Here is a 16,037-nt window from a genome sequence, read left to right as displayed (position 1 = left end):
TGGCGGGAGTTGTTATTTATTTACGTTACGCCGGAGCTGACATGAAAACCAAACTTAACGAACTGCTTGAATTCCCTACTCCTTTTACTTACAAAGTTATGGGGCAGGCGTTACCTGAGCTGGTTGAACAGGTGGTTGAAGTGGTACAGCGCCATGCGCCAGGTGATTACTCTCCGACGGTAAAACCCAGCAGCAAAGGCAATTACCACTCGGTCTCGATTACCATCAACGCGACCCATATTGAGCAGGTTGAAACGCTGTACGAAGAACTCGGTAACATCGAAATCGTCCGTATGGTTCTGTAATACAGGTTCGGGCCCCGACCATGTTCGGGCGCCCACCTCGCCTCCTCTTCACTGTGATATACTTCCCTCCCCCATTGATTACTTCTCTACGGAGATGCTGTTTTGTCTCAGGATAAAATACTGGTCCGCCAGCTCGGTCTTCAACCCTACGAACCCGTCTCCCAGGCCATGCACGACTTTACCAACACCCGCGATGAACAGACTCCCGATGAAATCTGGCTGGTTGAACACTATCCGGTTTTCACCCAGGGTCAGGCAGGGAAAGCGGAACATGTTTTAATGCCCGGCGATATTCCGGTCATTCAAAGCGATCGCGGTGGGCAGGTCACTTACCATGGGCCAGGTCAACAGGTTATGTACGTTTTGTTGAACCTGAAGCGACGTAAACTGGGCGTGCGGGAATTGGTCACGTTGCTGGAACAGACTGTCGTGAATACTCTGGCTGAACTGGATATTGACGCTCACCCGCGTGCAGATGCCCCTGGCGTTTATGTCGGTGAAAAGAAAATATGTTCCCTCGGTTTGCGTATTCGTCGCGGTTGCTCATTCCATGGACTGGCATTAAACGTTAATATGGATCTCTCGCCTTTCTTACGAATTAATCCCTGCGGTTATGCCGGCATGGAAATGGCAAAAATATCTCAATGGGATAGCCAGGTCACGACAGATAATATCCAACCACGATTATTAGCCAATATTTTAGCACTGCTAAATAATCCCCCTTACGAATATATTTCCGCTTAACTTATTGAATGCAATGGCCCAAAAAATCGGGGGCCATTGTCACCCTTCCGGCTCAAATGCTTTACAATGTCTCCTGGTTTCTATATTTTCTGTTTGTCTTAGTTTGAATTTTTAACGAGTTTTCTCCGTCATAAAAAACGACGTAGGATTTTTCTTTATACGAACGTTAAACCTTCAATCCATTGCTATAAAAAAGGTTATCGATACCGCGAGATGAACAATAGTGGTGCAAAACGCATGCTTACAACAAATACAAGCATCACTATTATTTATAAAGTGAATTAAATTGGAGTTAGAACGTGAGTGAAAATAGTAAGCCGAAAGGACATTTCTACGAACACCGACCCGAAGATAAGCCGCAAATTTTCAGAACGCTGAGAAATATAGACCTGAACCTGCTGACTATTTTTGAAGCCGTTTATGTTCATAAAGGAATCGTCAACGCCGCGAAAGTTCTCAATCTGACTCCTTCAGCGATCAGCCAGTCCATTCAGAAACTGCGCACAATATTTCCTGATCCCCTGTTTATTCGAAAAGGCCAGGGCGTGACGCCCACGACTTATGCCACCCATCTGCATGAGTATATCAGCCAGGGGCTGGAATCCATTCTCGGCGCGCTGGATCTCACCGGCAGCTACGATAAACAACGGACGATAACTATCGGGACTACTCCGTCTATCGGCGCGCTGGTCATGCCGACAATTTATCACGCCATCAAAACGAGCCATCCGCAACTGCATCTGCGTAACATTCCCGTCCATGATGCCGAAACGCAACTCAGTCAGTTTCAGAGTGATTTGATTATTGATAACCACATCTACAGCAACCGCGCAGTAGAGAACCATGTTCTGTTTTCTGACAAAATCGAACTGGTCTGCCGCCAGAATCACCCTTCCCTGACGCGTACCCTGACCCCTGAAGCCCTCGATGACGCTGAACATAGTCTGCTGATGATCGAAGGACAAAGCTTCACGCTCCTGCGCCAACGTATCCAGGAATTGTTCCCCGATCGGCAAATCAGCTTTAGCAGCTACAATATTTTCACGCTGGCATCACTCATTGCTCACAGCGATCTGGTGGGTATTATGCCCGCGCGTTTCTTCACGCTGTTCAGCCACTGCTGGCCGCTTCAGCGGATCCCCCATCCATCCCTGAACCATGAGAAAATCGACTTCTCACTGCATTACAACAAGCTGAGCTTACGCGATCCGGTACTGGAGAACGTCATCGCAGTGATCCGCGACGCCTTCTGAAAATGAAATGTTGCGACCCGGTCAAAACTGCTGCCAGGTAAATGGCACAAAACAACAACTATTTTACATTTTGCCGGTCACTCAGGCTGCTTTCAGGCCCGTTTAAATGATATACTGCGTGTAGTGAATTCAAAAATAGTTGATAAATACAACATTCCCTTGAATCAAAACGCTTTCCCTCGTTATTCGCAACTGGAACACGCACGCTATGAGTAAACCCATTGTGATGGAACGCGGTGTTAAATACCGCGATGCCGATAAGATGGCCCTTATCCCGGTCAAAAATGTGGCAACAGAGCGCGAAGCCCTGCTGCGCAAGCCGGAATGGATGAAAATTAAGCTTCCAGCGGACTCCACTCGTATCCAGGGCATCAAAGCAGCAATGCGTAAGAATGGCCTGCATTCTGTTTGTGAAGAAGCCTCTTGCCCAAACCTGGCGGAGTGTTTCAATCACGGTACCGCCACGTTTATGATCCTCGGCGCTATTTGTACCCGTCGCTGCCCGTTCTGTGATGTGGCCCACGGCCGCCCTGTGGCGCCGGACGCCAACGAACCGGTTAAGCTGGCACAAACGATTGCCGACATGGCCCTGCGCTATGTCGTTATCACCTCAGTTGACCGTGATGACCTGCGTGACGGTGGCGCTCAGCACTTTGCCGATTGCATTACCGCTATTCGTGAGAAAAGTCCTACGATTAAGATTGAAACGCTGGTCCCCGACTTCCGCGGTCGTATGGATCGTGCTCTGGAAATTCTGACCGCCACTCCGCCGGACGTTTTCAACCATAACCTTGAGAACGTGCCGCGTATTTATCGTCAGGTTCGCCCGGGCGCTGACTACAACTGGTCGCTCAAATTACTGGAACGCTTTAAAGAAGCGCATCCGGAGATCCCGACCAAATCCGGTCTGATGGTGGGTCTCGGTGAGACGAATGCGGAAATCATTGAAGTGATGCGCGATCTGCGTCGTCACGGCGTGACTATGCTGACGCTGGGACAGTATTTGCAGCCGAGCCGTCACCACCTGCCCGTTCAGCGCTATGTCAGCCCGGACGAATTTGAAGAGATGAAAGCAGAAGCCATGGCGATGGGCTTTACCCATGCGGCTTGCGGACCGTTCGTCCGTTCGTCTTACCATGCTGACCTGCAGGCGAAAGGGATGGAAGTGAAGTAATTTCGAAATAAATACTTACATTTCGCCTATAAAAAACCCGCTTAATCGCGGGTTTTTTCTCATCAGGGTAAAACGGACAGGCGTTTAGCTCCGGGTATTACTCTTTATGAGAGAGTTTCTCAGCCTGAATGCTGCCGTCTGCGTCTTTTTTCGCGCCCGCATCTTCATCATTCATCGCTTTCTTGAAACCCTTAATCGCCGTGCCCAGGTCTCCACCCAGTGTACGTAACTTCTTGGTACCAAACAGCAGAACGACCAGTGCGGCCACCACCAGCAATTTGGTAATACTAATCTCACCCATAGATACCTTCTTAACTTAAAACAGGCAGCGTAGCGCGCCCTTAGTAACCTGAGAATATTAACGGTCATTTGACGCGCGCACACAATAGCAATCTGTAACAAGGTGAATCAAGCAGTGTTTAAAAAAACGTCATAATAATTGCGGTGGCACAAATCTGCGGTTGCATAATACCGGTAATTGCGCCCGCACCTGGCGAATTCGCTCAGCGGTGATCTCCGCCATGATAAGCGTCGGGACGTCTGCCGCAGCCGAAATCGTCACCCCAAGGGGATCGATAATACGACTCTGCCCGATATTTTTGTTACCACACTCCCCTGCGGCAATCATATAGCAGGTGGTATCGAGCGCGCGGGCAGCCAGTAGTGTCGACCAGTGATGTTCCTTCAGCGCCCCTCTGACCCATGCCGCCGGTAGCACCAGCACTTCAGCGCCCTGCAACGCAAGCGCCATCGACAGTTCAGGAAAACGCAGATCGTAGCAGGTCATCAGCCCCACTCTGAGTCCATCCACGTCAAGCAGCGGTGCGATTACGTTACCCGCATCAACATTGCGGGACTCCTGAATGGAGAAAGCATCATAGAGGTGTAGCTTGGCGTAGCTTGCCACAATTTTCCCCCCACGCAGCGCCACCAGCGTGTTTACCGCACGACCGGGACGCGAAGGAACGTGAACAGTGAGAATAGTGGTCATCGTATTCGACGCGCTTTCCCGCAACAGTTGTATCAGGAAATCCCCCTCGAGAGACTGGGCGGATTTCACCGACAGGTCGGGATCCGTATCGTCTCGCGCCAGTAATGCCTCAGGCAGAACCAGCAATGACGCGCCGTTTCCCGCCGCCTGCGACATGAGCATGACGCAGGTTTCTGCGTTTTTTTCCCACACAGGACTGACGGCAAATTGCCCTGCAGCAACTAGCATAATTCCTCCGGTCAGGTTTATCAGGCTCGCCAACGATGATTATTCAGCGTTACACTTATCTTATATACCAACCAAAGGCAGGATTATGCAGTGTTACAACTTCTTTTAGCGGTTTTTATTGGCGGTGGCACAGGAAGTGTAGCGAGATGGATGCTCAGTATGCGGTTTAACCCCATGCATCAGGCGATTCCGATAGGAACCCTGACCGCAAATTTACTGGGTGCATTCATCATTGGTGTGGGACTGGCATGGTTTAGTCGAATGACTAATATCGATCCAGTATGGAAAGTCTTGATCACAACCGGCTTTTGTGGCGGCCTGACAACCTTCTCTACCTTTTCGGCGGAAGTGGTCTTTTTGCTGCAGGAAGGTCGGGTGGGCTGGGCAATGCTGAATGTGTTGGTCAACCTGTTGGGATCATTTGCGATGACGGCGTTAGCATTCTGGCTATTTTCCGCCTCCAGCGCGCACTAAAGACCAAAAAAAACCCGCTAATAAGCGGGTTTTGAAATCTTGCTGACGTAAGCTTACAGAGCAGTTACGTTTGCAGCAGAAGGGCCTTTGGCACCGTTAGTGATTTCGAACTCTACACGCTGACCTTCAGCCAGAGTTTTAAAACCATTGGTCTGGATTGCAGAGAAGTGTACGAACACGTCTTTGCTGCCATCTTCCGGAGTAATGAAACCGAATCCTTTGGACTCATTAAACCACTTAACGTTACCTTTAATCTTAGACATCAAAATTACCTTTACATGAAAAATAGACACAAATGCTGTGTCGGGTACCAGTACACCAATTGTGGTTCACTTTGTCCAGTCGAACTTTGGCAAAAAGTGATAAATGTCGCGTTATTTTTTGATATAAGCTTATATCACTTTGTTTTATATGAAATTTATTGCCATTAATTGGTTCAGAACTGAAAACGCATCCACGCAAAGTATACGTTACCGTTGTTATAAGTACCGGGGATATAGGTCATCTGAAACGTTGCCGGACCGTAACCGATGGAAGCCAGCGGCAGCAGGACAGGAAGAGGAATGTAGTTCCAGTTATCACGCGCCGTCACACCGGCGGTAAAACCTAACCCCAGGTGGAAATTGTCATCCGGCAGAGGTCGCCAGGTGCTCTCCCAGCCATAACCACCGATCGGCTCCCATTTATTCCATGAATCTTTGAAAGCCATGATATAAAGGCCGTGCCAGTTTCCCTTTTCATCCCAGCGCGACTGGCCAAAACCACCGCCCCACGGACGCTCGTTATAACGATCGGTTTTTTCTTTGTCATAGGCAAAACGCGCATGCCAGGTTATCGCGGGAATATATAAATCATAATGCTCAGGTTGCTGCCAGGTTTCGGCAACATTGTCTGTAAAGGTATTAAACCACCCTTTTTCTTCTGCCACTGCACGCGGCAGCATCGCTAACTGAATAAAAAGAAATGAAAAAAGGAGAAAATATTTTTTAGCTGTACTCACAACGTTTATTACCATTCTTAAGTTCAGTCTTGATTATACCAAAAATAACTTGAATGAAACCTTAACAGCGGCAATGCTGACCTGAATCAGATTGTTCTAAGATTTTGAATGCTGCAATTAAACCCTATCTTTTGTAGTATTATTTATCGCTGAATTATCAGTCAGATATTGTATGCTTTTCACTCTCTTACGTTGAAAGCACTCTTTCGCCGCCACTCATTAACAGCAACGCTGCATAAACAAAACAAAAATGAAACAATAAGGAATTTTCCTGGAGACTGGAAAATAAAAGATTTCACCTTCATCACGGCAACGAAAAAAATAGCCGCCGACCGACGGTTAATCGTTCTGTTTATTGATTTTAATCAGCAAGTAGCAAACACTTATTCGGCACATTTTTACACCAACTTATTGGTATTATCTTAATTTCACTTCTGGGTGTCTACGCGACAGGGGAAACAATGTTGACATTTATCGAACTCCTTATTGGAGTTGTGGTTATTGTGGGTGTAGCGCGCTACATCATTAAAGGGTATTCGGCAACCGGCGTGCTCTTTGTTGGCGGTCTGGTGCTGCTGATTATCAGCGCCCTGATGGGCCATAAAGTGCTGCCTTCCAGCGAGACCACGACGGGTTATTCCGCGACGGATATCGTTGAATACATCAAGATCCTGCTGATGAGCCGTGGTGGCGACCTTGGCATGATGATCATGATGCTCTGCGGATTTGCCGCTTATATGACCCACATCGGCGCGAACGATATGGTCGTGAAACTGGCGTCGAAGCCTTTGCAGTACATCAATTCACCTTATTTGTTGATGATTGCCGCCTATTTTGTTGCCTGTCTGATGTCCCTGGCAGTGTCATCCGCTACCGGACTCGGCGTATTGTTGATGGCGACGCTTTTCCCGATCATGGTCAACGTAGGAATCAGCCGCGGTGCCGCGGCGGCCATTTGCGCCTCGCCTGCCGCAATTATCCTTTCCCCTACCTCCGGTGACGTCGTGCTGGCTGCCAAAGCAGCCGAAATGCCACTGATCGATTTTGCCTTTAAAACCACACTGCCGATCTCCATTGCGGCAATCATCGGAATGGCGATAGCCCACTATTTCTGGCAACGTTATCTGGATAAAAAAGAGAACGCGGCCCACGAAATGCTTGACGTGAATGAAATCACCACTACGGCGCCGGCGTTCTACGCCATTCTGCCATTTACGCCGATTATCGGAGTGCTGATTTTTGATGGTAAGTGGGGACCGCAATTGCACATCATTACGATTCTGGTGCTCTGTATGCTTATTGCGGCAGTGCTGGAGTTCGTCCGGGGTTTCAACACCCAGAAAGTGTATTCAGGTCTGGAAGTGGCGTATCGCGGTATGGCCGATGCGTTTGCGAACGTGGTGATGCTGTTAGTTGCGGCGGGTGTTTTCGCACAGGGTCTGAGCACGATTGGCTTCATCCAGAGCCTGATCTCCATCGCCACTTCGTTTGGCTCAGCGAGCATCATTTTGATGCTGGTACTGGTGATTCTGACCATGCTGGCAGCGATGACCACCGGTTCCGGTAACGCGCCGTTCTACGCTTTCGTGGAAATGATTCCTAAGCTGGCACAATCATCGGGTATCAACCCGGCGTATCTGTCGATTCCGATGCTACAGGCATCCAACCTGGGCCGTACGATCTCCCCGGTCTCCGGCGTGGTCGTGGCGGTAGCCGGGATGGCAAAAATCTCGCCTTTTGAAGTGGTAAAACGCACCTCCGTACCGGTCATGGTCGGGCTGTTGATCGTTATCATTGCGACCGAAGTGATGGTGCCGGGTACCTCTTCCGCAGTAACGGGAGGCTGATTCAGAACCCTTGCCGGATGAGGGCGCGCTATGTCTCATCCGGCCATACGCCGCCATTAACCGTGGTAAATTCGCTGCGGTCTCCCCACCTTGCCGTGCACAATTTCCGCAATAACCAAATGCCGACTGGCACAATATTCGAGGTACCGTCTGGCGGTCGTACGGCTGATGGTCAGCGCCTGCGCGACGGTTTCGGCGGTGTGCTGTACCTGAGGATCAGCAAACAGCTTTTTAACCGCATTCAACGTTAACGCATCAATCCCGGTGGGCAGCTCATCTTTCGGCTCGCCTCGCGCATAGGCATTAAACATCTCATCAATTTGTCGCTGACTGGCGCTGTCGTTTTCTGCCAGCATCCGTCTGCGCTGTTGGTAACGGGTGAGCGTCTGCCCCAGACGCTCATAGGCGATAGGTTTGATCAAATAATCAAACGCCCCGCTGCGTACCGCGTCGGCCACCGTTTCCATATCGCTGGCCGCAGTGGTAAAAACCACCCCGCCGGGATAATGCGACGCCGTCAGCTCATGCAGCAGCGTGATCCCCTTCCCGTCCGGAAGGTAGTTATCCAGTAAAATGAGGCCCGGTTTAAACCGTTCAATCATCATTCTCGCCTGCGCCAGATTACCGGCTAACCAGATCTGATTAAAACCGGGAATATGGCGGATGTACTCTGCATGCATCTCGGCAAGCAGCATTTCATCTTCAACGATTAATAGGGTTAATGGTTCCGTCATTGTTCTTTTTCACTTTCGGAATAAAAAGAGAGAATAAGGTGCCGCAGGGATCGTTATCTTCCAGAGTAATCGTTCCGCCACAGCGCCCCACATAACTTGCAATCAGGTACAGTCCGATGCCGTGCTCACCCGGCTCATCGGAACGGGTGCTTACACCCTGTTCGAATATTTTTTCACGCAGTGCCTCAGGGACGCCGCATCCCTGGTCGGCCACTTCTATCACCACATCGTCGCCTTCATCGCTCAGATACAGTTCCACGACCTTATTCCCCTGCTCGGTACGCAAACTGGCGTCAAACGCGTTGTCGAGAAGATTTCCGACAATCGCCGCAAATTCGGTACTGTCCAGCCCTTCCGGCAACTGCTGAAGCTGACTGCCAGGAACGATCGTCATTTTAAGCCCCAGTTCGCGCGCGCGCTGAACCTTACCAAACAGCAGGCCCGCCACCTGGCGATCGGCAAACGCCTCGCGCAGGCTATCAATCAACTGTTGCTGCGCCTGCGATTCCCCCTGCACCATCTCCCTGACCCGATCGTACTCTTTCATTTGCAGCAGGCCATTGAGCGTTGACATCCAGTTTAGATGCTCATGGCGCAACGTTCGCAGACTCTCCACATATTGCTTAATCTGTGTCAGTTGCGCGTTCAGGGTGGCAATCTCATCTTTGCTGCGAAAGCTGATAATCGCGCCCAGTAACTCATCCCCTGAACGGATCGCCTCACGGTTGGCAATAACGCTCAGACCATTGAAGTTGACCATCGCGTCCACACGCCTTTCGGCAATCTGTTCGGTAAAGAAATCGGATGGGTTAACCACCTCATGAATCGGTTTGCCCAACCATTGTCGACCAGGTGAACGCAGGCCGAGCATCTTTCTCGCACTACGGTTAATGGCCGTAATATAGCCGTCGGGATCCACGGCAATCAGCCCTTCATAAACAGAACTGAACAGCGCTTCCTGCTGACGAACTACCCGGGCAATTTGCTTCGGTTCCATCCCCATCATCTGACGGCGAATATGAGCGGCAAAAAACCAGGAAAGCAACATCAGTACCACCAGCAGCAAAACAAACACGCCGGCCATCGGTAGAATGAAGTCCAGCCGCCAGCTGTCAATTTTGCTGACCAGATAACCGATGGAGACCACGCCAATAACGTTGCCGTCATCATCAAAGATTGGCGTTTTCGCCCGCATTGCCAGGCCGATGGAGCCCGTCCCGGTAATGAAATAGCTTTCTCCCCTCTCCAGCGCGCCAGGCTTGGTAAACTGCATCGGGTAGCCAATTTTCTCCGGGTTAGGATGATAAAGCCGGATAGAGTGACTATCGCCGATCACCACATAGTCAAAATCAGTATCGCTCTGCAGTTTTCCGGCAATGGTTGCCAGCCGTTTGTAATCGCGATCCTTCACCGCCGCAATGATGCTGTCGTTGGCGGCAATAATCTTCGCCTGGTTCATCGCCATATCGCGAACGTGCGTACTCAAGTAATCTTCAAAGCTCGCGGAAAAATACTGTGCCAGCGCGGCAATAATGAACACCGAAAAAACGAGAATAAGCAGAAAAATGCGCAACGGAAATGCCAGTCGGCGAAAAAAAGAAAACGGCTTTTTATTTTTTTGAACCAACATGACGGTTCCTTAATGGGCATAATTCGGTAAAAGCCGCCAGCATATGTAATGAAATTGTTTTATACAGACAGGCAGCAAATAAAGACAATCGTTACAGATTCACCACATTAAATCAATTAAGTCATTTAACACCACGTCACAATCTGTAATAAGAATAATTAAAAAACTTAAAACCATTAAACTCATAAAAACCATCTAAGTGTTTGTGAAATAAATCAAAATTTACCTCGAAAATACTCCTTACGATGTATGCATTCCGGAAAAAAAGAAATAGGCCGTTGCAAAATCGTCTTTTCCCCGGAATGAAAACAAAACGTTATAAAATCGTATTTCCGTACAACATACATACAAAACCGGCAACAACAATATATCTTCAGGACTTATCCACTATGTTTGGTAATAATGTGTTCACGCGCGTCAAACGCTCAGAAAATATAAAGATGGCGGCGATCACGCAATTCCTGAAAGAAAATGATCTGAGCGTCGATACCACCGTTGAAGTTTTTATTACCGTGACTCGTGATGAAAAACTCATCGCCTGCGGCGGTATCGCCGGAAATATCATCAAGTGTGTGGCCATTAGTGAATCGGTACGCGGCGAGGGGTTAGCGCTCACGCTGGCGACAGAACTTATCAATCTCGCCTACGAAAGGCACTGCACGCATCTCTTCATTTATACCAAAACTGAGTATGAATCGTTGTTCCGCCAGTGCGGATTTTCAACGCTGACCCGCGTTCCCGGCATCATGGTGCTAATGGAAAACAGCACCACACGTCTGAAACGCTATGCAGAGTCATTAAGCAAACTGCGTCATGACGGCAAGAAAATCGGCTGCATCGTGATGAATGCCAATCCGTTCACCAATGGACACCGCTATTTAATCCAACAGGCGGCAGCGCAGTGCGACTGGCTTCATCTGTTCCTGGTGAAAGAAGATACCTCCCGTTTCCCGTATGAGGACCGACTCGACCTGGTGCTCAAAGGCACCGCAGACATACCGCACCTCACCGTTCATCGCGGGTCGGAATACATCATTTCGCGCGCCACGTTCCCGTGTTACTTCATTAAAGAACAAAGCGTCATCAACCATTGCTACACCGAAATCGATTTAAAAATTTTTCGTCAGTATCTGGCACCTGCGCTGGGGATCACCCATCGCTTTGTCGGTACGGAACCGTTTTGCAGCGTAACCGCCCAGTATAACCACGACATGCGTTTCTGGCTGGAAACGCCGACTCTTCCCGCCCCGCCCATTGAACTGGTGGAAATCGAGCGACTGTGTTTCCAGGGGACGCCGATCTCTGCGTCTCTGGTGCGCAAACTGCTCGTGAAAAAAGATCTCACGGCTATCGCGTCGCTGGTGCCTTCAGCCACTTTGCACTACCTGCAAAGCATGCCTGAGCGCACACCCGCTCACGCGACAGTCCGCCAAAAGACCCCCGCATTAGTAACAGGTGAAAAATGAAAATAAACCAGGCTGCCGTCGCAGGCACACTTGAGTCCGGTGATGTGATGATACGCATCGCCCCTCTCGATACGCAGGAGATTGACCTGCAGATCAACAGCAGCGTTGAGAAACAGTTTGGCGAGGCCATTCGCGCCACCATTCTGGATGTTCTGACGCAGTATGACGTGCGCGGCGTGCAATTGAATGTCGATGATAAAGGCGCACTGGACTGCATTTTACGTGCACGACTGGAAGCATTACTGGCGCGCGCCAGCGGTATCCCGGCCCTGCCCTGGGAGGATCGCCAATGATTTCCGCTTCTCTGCAACAGCGCAAAACGCGTACTCGCCGCAGCATGCTGTTTGTTCCCGGCGCCAATGCCGCGATGGTCAGCAACTCGTTTATCTATCCGGCAGATGCCCTGATGTTTGACCTGGAAGACTCCGTCGCGCTGCGTGAAAAAGACACCGCTCGTCGTCTGGTCTACCACGCACTGCAGCATCCGTTGTATCGCGACGTCGAAACCATCGTGCGCGTTAACGCACTGGATTCCGAATGGGGGATCAACGATCTGGAAGCCGTCGTTCGCGGCGGCGCTGACGTGGTCCGTCTGCCGAAAACCGATACCGCTCAGGATGTTATCGATATCGAAAGCGAAATTCTGCGCATTGAAAAATCCTGCGGTCGCGAGCCGGGCAGCACGGGTCTGCTGGCCGCCATCGAGTCACCGTTAGGCATCACTCGCGCCGTGGAAATCGCCCACGCCTCTGAACGTCTGATCGGGATCGCGCTGGGCGCGGAAGACTATGTACGCAACCTGCGCACGGAGCGTTCGCCGGAGGGGACTGAATTACTGTTTGCCCGTTGTTCTATTTTGCAGGCCGCGCGCTCTGCCGGGATTCAGGCCTTCGATACCGTCTATTCCGATGCCAACAACGAAGCGGGCTTCCTGCACGAAGCCGCCCACATCAAACAGCTGGGTTTTGACGGCAAATCGCTGATCAACCCGCGCCAGATTGACCTGTTGCACAACCTGTATGCCCCGACGCAAAAAGAAGTGACGCACGCGCGTCTGGTCGTGGAAGCCGCAGAAGCCGCCGCCCGTGAAGGCCTCGGGGTGGTCTCCCTGAACGGCAAGATGGTCGACAGCCCGGTGATCGAGCGCGCACGTCTGGTGCTCTCCCGTGCAGAACTTTCCGGCATCCGCGAAGAATAAGGCAAAAACAATGACCCAGAAAAACGAACAGTCTCAACGACAGGAACGGGTAGCAGCCTGGAGCCGCCAGGCTGAAAGCGACCTTTCCACCTATACCAGCGCCGCAAAGCAGGCCCTGCAGGAACAGAAACCGCGCGACCAGAAACTGTGCGCCAGCCTGGAAGAGGCAATCCGCCGTTCCGGTTTGCAGGATGGCATGACCATCTCCTTCCACCATGCGTTTCGCGGCGGCGACCTGACCATTAACCTGGTGATGGCAACCCTCGCCAGCATGGGATTTAAAAACCTGACGCTGGCTTCCAGCTCCCTGAGCGATTGTCACGCGCCGCTGGTCGACCATATCCGTAACGGCGTCGTTAACCGTATTTACACTTCCGGTCTGCGCGGACCACTGGCAGAAGAGATCTCTCGCGGCCTGCTCGCCGAACCCGTTCAGGTTCACTCCCACGGCGGCCGCGTGCATCTGGTTCAGAGCGGCGAACTTAACATTGATGTGGCCTTCCTCGGCGTCCCGTCCTGCGATCCGTTCGGTAACGCTAACGGCTACACCGGTAAAGCCTGCTGCGGTTCACTCGGCTATGCCCGCGTTGACGCTGAAAGCGCTAAACAGGTGGTGCTACTGACGGAACAACTGCTGCCTTATCCGCACAACCCGGCCAGCATTACCCAGGATCAGGTTGATCTGATCGTTCAGATAGACCAGGTCGGCGATGCCGATAAAATCGGAGCTGACGCCACCCGAATGACCACCAACCCGCGCGAACTGCTGATTGCCCGCAGCGCGGCAGAGGTCATCGCCCACTCCGGCTATTTCAAAGAAGGTTTTTCACTGCAAACCGGTACTGGCGGCGCCTCACTGGCGGTCACACGCTTTTTGGAAGACAAAATGCGTCGCCGCGATATCCGCGCAGACTTCGCGCTGGGCGGTATCACGGCCACCATCGTCGATCTGCATGAAAAAGGGTTGATTCGCAAACTGCTGGACGTACAGAGCTTCGACCGCAATGCCGCAGAGTCACTGGCGCGCAACCCGAATCACATTGAAATCAGCGCGAACCAGTATGCCAACTGGGGTTCAAAAGGCGCCTCCGTTGACCGTCTGGATGTGGTCGTGCTGAGTGCGCTGGAAGTCGACACCCAGTTTAATGTCAACGTGCTGACCGGTTCTGACGGCGTCATTCGCGGCGCGTCCGGCGGACACTGCGATACCGCCGTCGCCGCTGCGTTGTCAATCATCGTCGCACCGCTGGTTCGGGGTCGCATTCCGACGCTGGTGGATAACGTGCTGACCTGCGTCACGCCGGGTTCCAGCGTCGATATTCTGGTTACCGATCATGGTATTGCGGTTAACCCGGCACGTCCGGAACTGGCGGAACGCCTGAAAGAAGCCGGGATGAAGGTGGTCTCCATCGAGTGGCTGCGTGAACGTGCGCAACAGCTCACTGGTGAACCCCGTCCCATCGAATTCACCGACCGTGTGATTGCCGTGGTGCGCTATCGCGACGGTTCAGTGATCGATGTTGTTCATCAGGTGAAGGAATAAGCCATGCACCTGCTCCCTGAACTTGCCACCCGCCACGCCGTTTCAATTCCCGAGCTGCTCGTCAGCCGTGATGCGCGACAAGCACGGCAACACGTCTGGCTGGCGCGCCATCTCATTCCACTGGTCTCCTTTACCGTGGTAGCGCCTGGCCCGATTAAAGACAGCGAGCTCACCCGTCGCCTCTTTAATCATGGCGTGACTGCGCTGCGTACGCTGGCGGCACAGGCGGGCTGGCATATCAGGGAGCAGGCTGCACTGGCCTCAGCCAGCGGGCCGGAAGGCATGCTCTCGATTGAGGCACCGGCCCGTGACATCAAGCTCGCGACCATTGAGCTCGAACATACCCATCCTCTGGGACGTTTGTGGGACATCGATGTGCTCACACCCGGAGGCGACATTCTCTCCCGCCGTCATTTCGCCCTTCCCGCCCGCCGCTGCCTGCTGTGCGAGCAGAGCGCTGCCGAATGCGCGCGTGGGAAAACTCACACGCTCTCCGATCTGATCGCCCACATGGAGGCGCTGCTGCATGCTGCCGATTCCCAATATGCCCGTTGAAACGACCGCTCTTCCTCGTACGCTGTTTGACGCATACGGCCATCTGGCGTGGCGTGCAATGCTGACGGAAGTCAATCTGTCGCCAAAACCCGGGCTGGTCGATCGTCTGAACTGCGGCGCGCATAAAGACATGTCGCTGACGGATTTTCATCGCAGCGCGCTGGCGATTCAGGCCTGGCTTCCGCGTTTTATTGAATACGGTGCATGCAGTGCGCAAATGCCGGCCGATGCCGTATTAACCGGCTTACGCCCGTTAGGTATGGCCTGTGAAGCGGACATGTTTCGCGCCACCGCGGGTGTGAACACCCATAAAGGCAGCATTTTTTCTCTCGGTCTGCTGTGTGCCGCCATTGGCCGACTGCATCAGCAGCAGCACCCCATCACCCCGGAAACGATCTGTACCACCGCCGCCCACTTTTGCCGCGGCCTGACCGAGCGCGAACTACGCAACAACAACCAACAACTCACGGCAGGCCAGCGACTTTATCAGCAACTTGGGTTAACCGGCGCACGTGGCGAAGCCGAAGCGGGATATCCGTTAGTCATCCGCCATGCGCTTCCGCACTATCGCGCCCTGTTAGCCGAGGGACGCGATCCCGAGCTGGCGCTGCTGGACACCTTACTCCTGCTGATTGCGCGCAACGGCGATACCAACGTGGCCTCGCGCGGCGGTGCGGCAGGACTGCGCTGGATACAGCAGCAGGCAAACGCATTGTTACAACAAGGGGGCATCCGAACCCCCGCCGATCTCGATCATCTGCATCAGTTCGACAGCCACTGCATTGAACGCAATCTCAGCCCTGGCGGCAGTGCCGACCTGCTGATCGTCACGTGGTTTTTAGCCCAGATTTCTCAAGTTAAACATTTACACAATTATTGAAAAGATCCTTTCCGG

General features: G+C 52.1%; 18 protein-coding genes. 12 read left to right on the top strand and 6 right to left on the bottom strand.

Translation table 11 applies throughout. The annotated features are described in order from the left end of the window. Positions 1-41: 41 nt before the first annotated feature. The 4 genes from ybeD to lipA all read left to right on the top strand — a co-directional run bounded on the left by ybeD (position 42) and on the right by lipA (position 3,476). Entirely contained in the window at positions 42-305 is a 264-nt protein-coding gene (gene ybeD, locus C2U53_RS16725; RefSeq protein ID WP_042320704.1) for a DUF493 family protein YbeD, read from the top strand. Between the two features lie 102 nt (positions 306-407). After that, complete coding sequence (gene lipB, locus C2U53_RS16720; protein WP_090048726.1) at positions 408-1,049, top strand: lipoyl(octanoyl) transferase LipB; 642 nt, start codon at positions 408-410, stop codon at positions 1,047-1,049. Between the two features lie 299 nt (positions 1,050-1,348). After that, positions 1,349-2,302 carry a YbeF family transcriptional regulator gene (locus C2U53_RS16715; RefSeq protein WP_044256603.1) on the top strand — a complete coding sequence of 318 codons (954 nt, stop codon included), beginning with the start codon at positions 1,349-1,351 and terminating at the stop codon, positions 2,300-2,302. A gap of 208 nt (positions 2,303-2,510) precedes the next feature. Continuing rightward, on the top strand, positions 2,511-3,476 hold the full coding sequence (lipA, locus tag C2U53_RS16705; RefSeq protein WP_042320707.1) for a lipoyl synthase: 966 nt from the start codon (positions 2,511-2,513) through the stop codon (positions 3,474-3,476). A gap of 97 nt (positions 3,477-3,573) precedes the next feature. Here lipA and tatE read toward each other — a convergent pair whose 3' ends face one another. Beyond that, complete coding sequence (gene tatE / locus C2U53_RS16700) at positions 3,574-3,777, bottom strand: twin-arginine translocase subunit TatE (protein WP_043001430.1); 204 nt, start codon at positions 3,775-3,777, stop codon at positions 3,574-3,576. A gap of 129 nt (positions 3,778-3,906) precedes the next feature. Continuing rightward, on the bottom strand, positions 3,907-4,695 hold the full coding sequence (locus tag C2U53_RS16695) for a deaminated glutathione amidase (RefSeq protein WP_104446143.1): 789 nt from the start codon (positions 4,693-4,695) through the stop codon (positions 3,907-3,909). A 90-nt stretch (positions 4,696-4,785) separates the two neighbouring features. Here C2U53_RS16695 and crcB point away from each other — a divergent pair, with 90 nt between their 5' ends. Further along, positions 4,786-5,169 carry a fluoride efflux transporter CrcB gene (gene crcB / locus C2U53_RS16690; RefSeq protein ID WP_043001432.1) on the top strand — a complete coding sequence of 128 codons (384 nt, stop codon included), beginning with the start codon at positions 4,786-4,788 and terminating at the stop codon, positions 5,167-5,169. Positions 5,170-5,222: 53 nt separating this feature from the next. On the opposite strand, the gene cspE is transcribed toward crcB, so the two are convergent. Together cspE and pagP are read right to left on the bottom strand one after the other, a co-directional pair. After that, positions 5,223-5,432: a transcription antiterminator/RNA stability regulator CspE gene (cspE, locus tag C2U53_RS16685; RefSeq protein WP_000034826.1), complete on the bottom strand. Its 210-nt coding sequence runs from the start codon at positions 5,430-5,432 to the stop codon at positions 5,223-5,225. A gap of 173 nt (positions 5,433-5,605) precedes the next feature. Beyond that, entirely contained in the window at positions 5,606-6,184 is a 579-nt protein-coding gene (gene pagP / locus C2U53_RS16680; RefSeq protein WP_043001433.1) for a lipid IV(A) palmitoyltransferase PagP, read from the bottom strand. A gap of 446 nt (positions 6,185-6,630) precedes the next feature. Here pagP and dcuC point away from each other — a divergent pair, with 446 nt between their 5' ends. Continuing rightward, on the top strand, positions 6,631-8,016 hold the full coding sequence (gene dcuC, locus C2U53_RS16675; RefSeq protein WP_043001434.1) for an anaerobic C4-dicarboxylate transporter DcuC: 1,386 nt from the start codon (positions 6,631-6,633) through the stop codon (positions 8,014-8,016). A gap of 56 nt (positions 8,017-8,072) precedes the next feature. On the opposite strand, the gene dpiA is transcribed toward dcuC, so the two are convergent. After that, on the bottom strand, positions 8,073-8,750 hold the full coding sequence (gene dpiA, locus C2U53_RS16670; RefSeq protein ID WP_043001435.1) for a two-component response regulator DpiA: 678 nt from the start codon (positions 8,748-8,750) through the stop codon (positions 8,073-8,075). After that, positions 8,719-10,380, bottom strand: a complete 1,662-nt coding sequence (gene dpiB / locus C2U53_RS16665) for a sensor histidine kinase DpiB (protein WP_043001436.1) — start codon at positions 10,378-10,380, stop codon at positions 8,719-8,721. The genes dpiA and dpiB overlap by 32 nt, the downstream gene beginning before the upstream one ends. A 389-nt stretch (positions 10,381-10,769) precedes the next feature. Between dpiB and citC the strand changes: the two genes are divergently transcribed. The 6 genes from citC to citG are packed head-to-tail and all read left to right on the top strand — an operon-like array spanning position 10,770 to position 16,022. Then, complete coding sequence (citC, locus tag C2U53_RS16660) at positions 10,770-11,846, top strand: [citrate (pro-3S)-lyase] ligase (protein ID WP_058587783.1); 1,077 nt, start codon at positions 10,770-10,772, stop codon at positions 11,844-11,846. Beyond that, the gene (gene citD, locus C2U53_RS16655; protein ID WP_043001438.1) at positions 11,843-12,139 is read left to right on the top strand and encodes a citrate lyase acyl carrier protein; all 297 of its coding nucleotides are present in this window, start codon (positions 11,843-11,845) and stop codon (positions 12,137-12,139) included. The genes citC and citD overlap by 4 nt, the downstream gene beginning before the upstream one ends. Further along, the gene (gene citE / locus C2U53_RS16650; protein WP_104446142.1) at positions 12,136-13,044 is read left to right on the top strand and encodes a citrate (pro-3S)-lyase subunit beta; all 909 of its coding nucleotides are present in this window, start codon (positions 12,136-12,138) and stop codon (positions 13,042-13,044) included. The genes citD and citE overlap by 4 nt, the downstream gene beginning before the upstream one ends. Before the next feature lie 10 nt (positions 13,045-13,054). Beyond that, the gene (gene citF, locus C2U53_RS16645; protein ID WP_090048751.1) at positions 13,055-14,587 is read left to right on the top strand and encodes a citrate lyase subunit alpha; all 1,533 of its coding nucleotides are present in this window, start codon (positions 13,055-13,057) and stop codon (positions 14,585-14,587) included. A gap of 3 nt (positions 14,588-14,590) precedes the next feature. Further along, complete coding sequence (gene citX / locus C2U53_RS16640) at positions 14,591-15,142, top strand: citrate lyase holo-[acyl-carrier protein] synthase (protein ID WP_104446141.1); 552 nt, start codon at positions 14,591-14,593, stop codon at positions 15,140-15,142. Continuing rightward, positions 15,114-16,022, top strand: coding sequence for a triphosphoribosyl-dephospho-CoA synthase CitG (gene citG / locus C2U53_RS16635; RefSeq protein ID WP_058587780.1), 909 nt, complete (start codon positions 15,114-15,116; stop codon positions 16,020-16,022). The genes citX and citG overlap by 29 nt, the downstream gene beginning before the upstream one ends. Positions 16,023-16,037 lie beyond the last annotated feature (15 nt).

It is taken from the genome of Citrobacter sp. CFNIH10 (genome assembly GCF_002934585.1).
Taxonomy (GTDB): Bacteria; Pseudomonadota; Gammaproteobacteria; order Enterobacterales; family Enterobacteriaceae; genus Citrobacter_A; species Citrobacter_A amalonaticus.
Note: the sequence above shows the minus strand (reverse complement) of the source record. Positions and strands in the feature narration are given on the sequence as shown.

What these genes read in the sequence shown, in the direction of transcription:
- tatE (WP_043001430.1), bottom strand. Translation starts at nt 3,777, where the DNA reads ATGGGTGAGATTAGTATTACCAAATTGCTGGTGGTGGCCGCACTGGTC.
- dpiA (WP_043001435.1), bottom strand. Translation starts at nt 8,750, where the DNA reads ATGACGGAACCATTAACCCTATTAATCGTTGAAGATGAAATGCTGCTT.
- cspE (WP_000034826.1), bottom strand. Translation starts at nt 5,432, where the DNA reads ATGTCTAAGATTAAAGGTAACGTTAAGTGGTTTAATGAGTCCAAAGGA.
- ybeD (WP_042320704.1), top strand. Translation starts at nt 42, where the DNA reads ATGAAAACCAAACTTAACGAACTGCTTGAATTCCCTACTCCTTTTACT.
- dpiB (WP_043001436.1), bottom strand. Translation starts at nt 10,380, where the DNA reads ATGTTGGTTCAAAAAAATAAAAAGCCGTTTTCTTTTTTTCGCCGACTG.
- citG (WP_058587780.1), top strand. Translation starts at nt 15,114, where the DNA reads ATGCTGCCGATTCCCAATATGCCCGTTGAAACGACCGCTCTTCCTCGT.
- lipA (WP_042320707.1), top strand. Translation starts at nt 2,511, where the DNA reads ATGAGTAAACCCATTGTGATGGAACGCGGTGTTAAATACCGCGATGCC.
- citE (WP_104446142.1), top strand. Translation starts at nt 12,136, where the DNA reads ATGATTTCCGCTTCTCTGCAACAGCGCAAAACGCGTACTCGCCGCAGC.
- citF (WP_090048751.1), top strand. Translation starts at nt 13,055, where the DNA reads ATGACCCAGAAAAACGAACAGTCTCAACGACAGGAACGGGTAGCAGCC.
- dcuC (WP_043001434.1), top strand. Translation starts at nt 6,631, where the DNA reads ATGTTGACATTTATCGAACTCCTTATTGGAGTTGTGGTTATTGTGGGT.
- pagP (WP_043001433.1), bottom strand. Translation starts at nt 6,184, where the DNA reads ATGGTAATAAACGTTGTGAGTACAGCTAAAAAATATTTTCTCCTTTTT.
- C2U53_RS16695 (WP_104446143.1), bottom strand. Translation starts at nt 4,695, where the DNA reads ATGCTAGTTGCTGCAGGGCAATTTGCCGTCAGTCCTGTGTGGGAAAAA.
- citD (WP_043001438.1), top strand. Translation starts at nt 11,843, where the DNA reads ATGAAAATAAACCAGGCTGCCGTCGCAGGCACACTTGAGTCCGGTGAT.
- citX (WP_104446141.1), top strand. Translation starts at nt 14,591, where the DNA reads ATGCACCTGCTCCCTGAACTTGCCACCCGCCACGCCGTTTCAATTCCC.
- citC (WP_058587783.1), top strand. Translation starts at nt 10,770, where the DNA reads ATGTTTGGTAATAATGTGTTCACGCGCGTCAAACGCTCAGAAAATATA.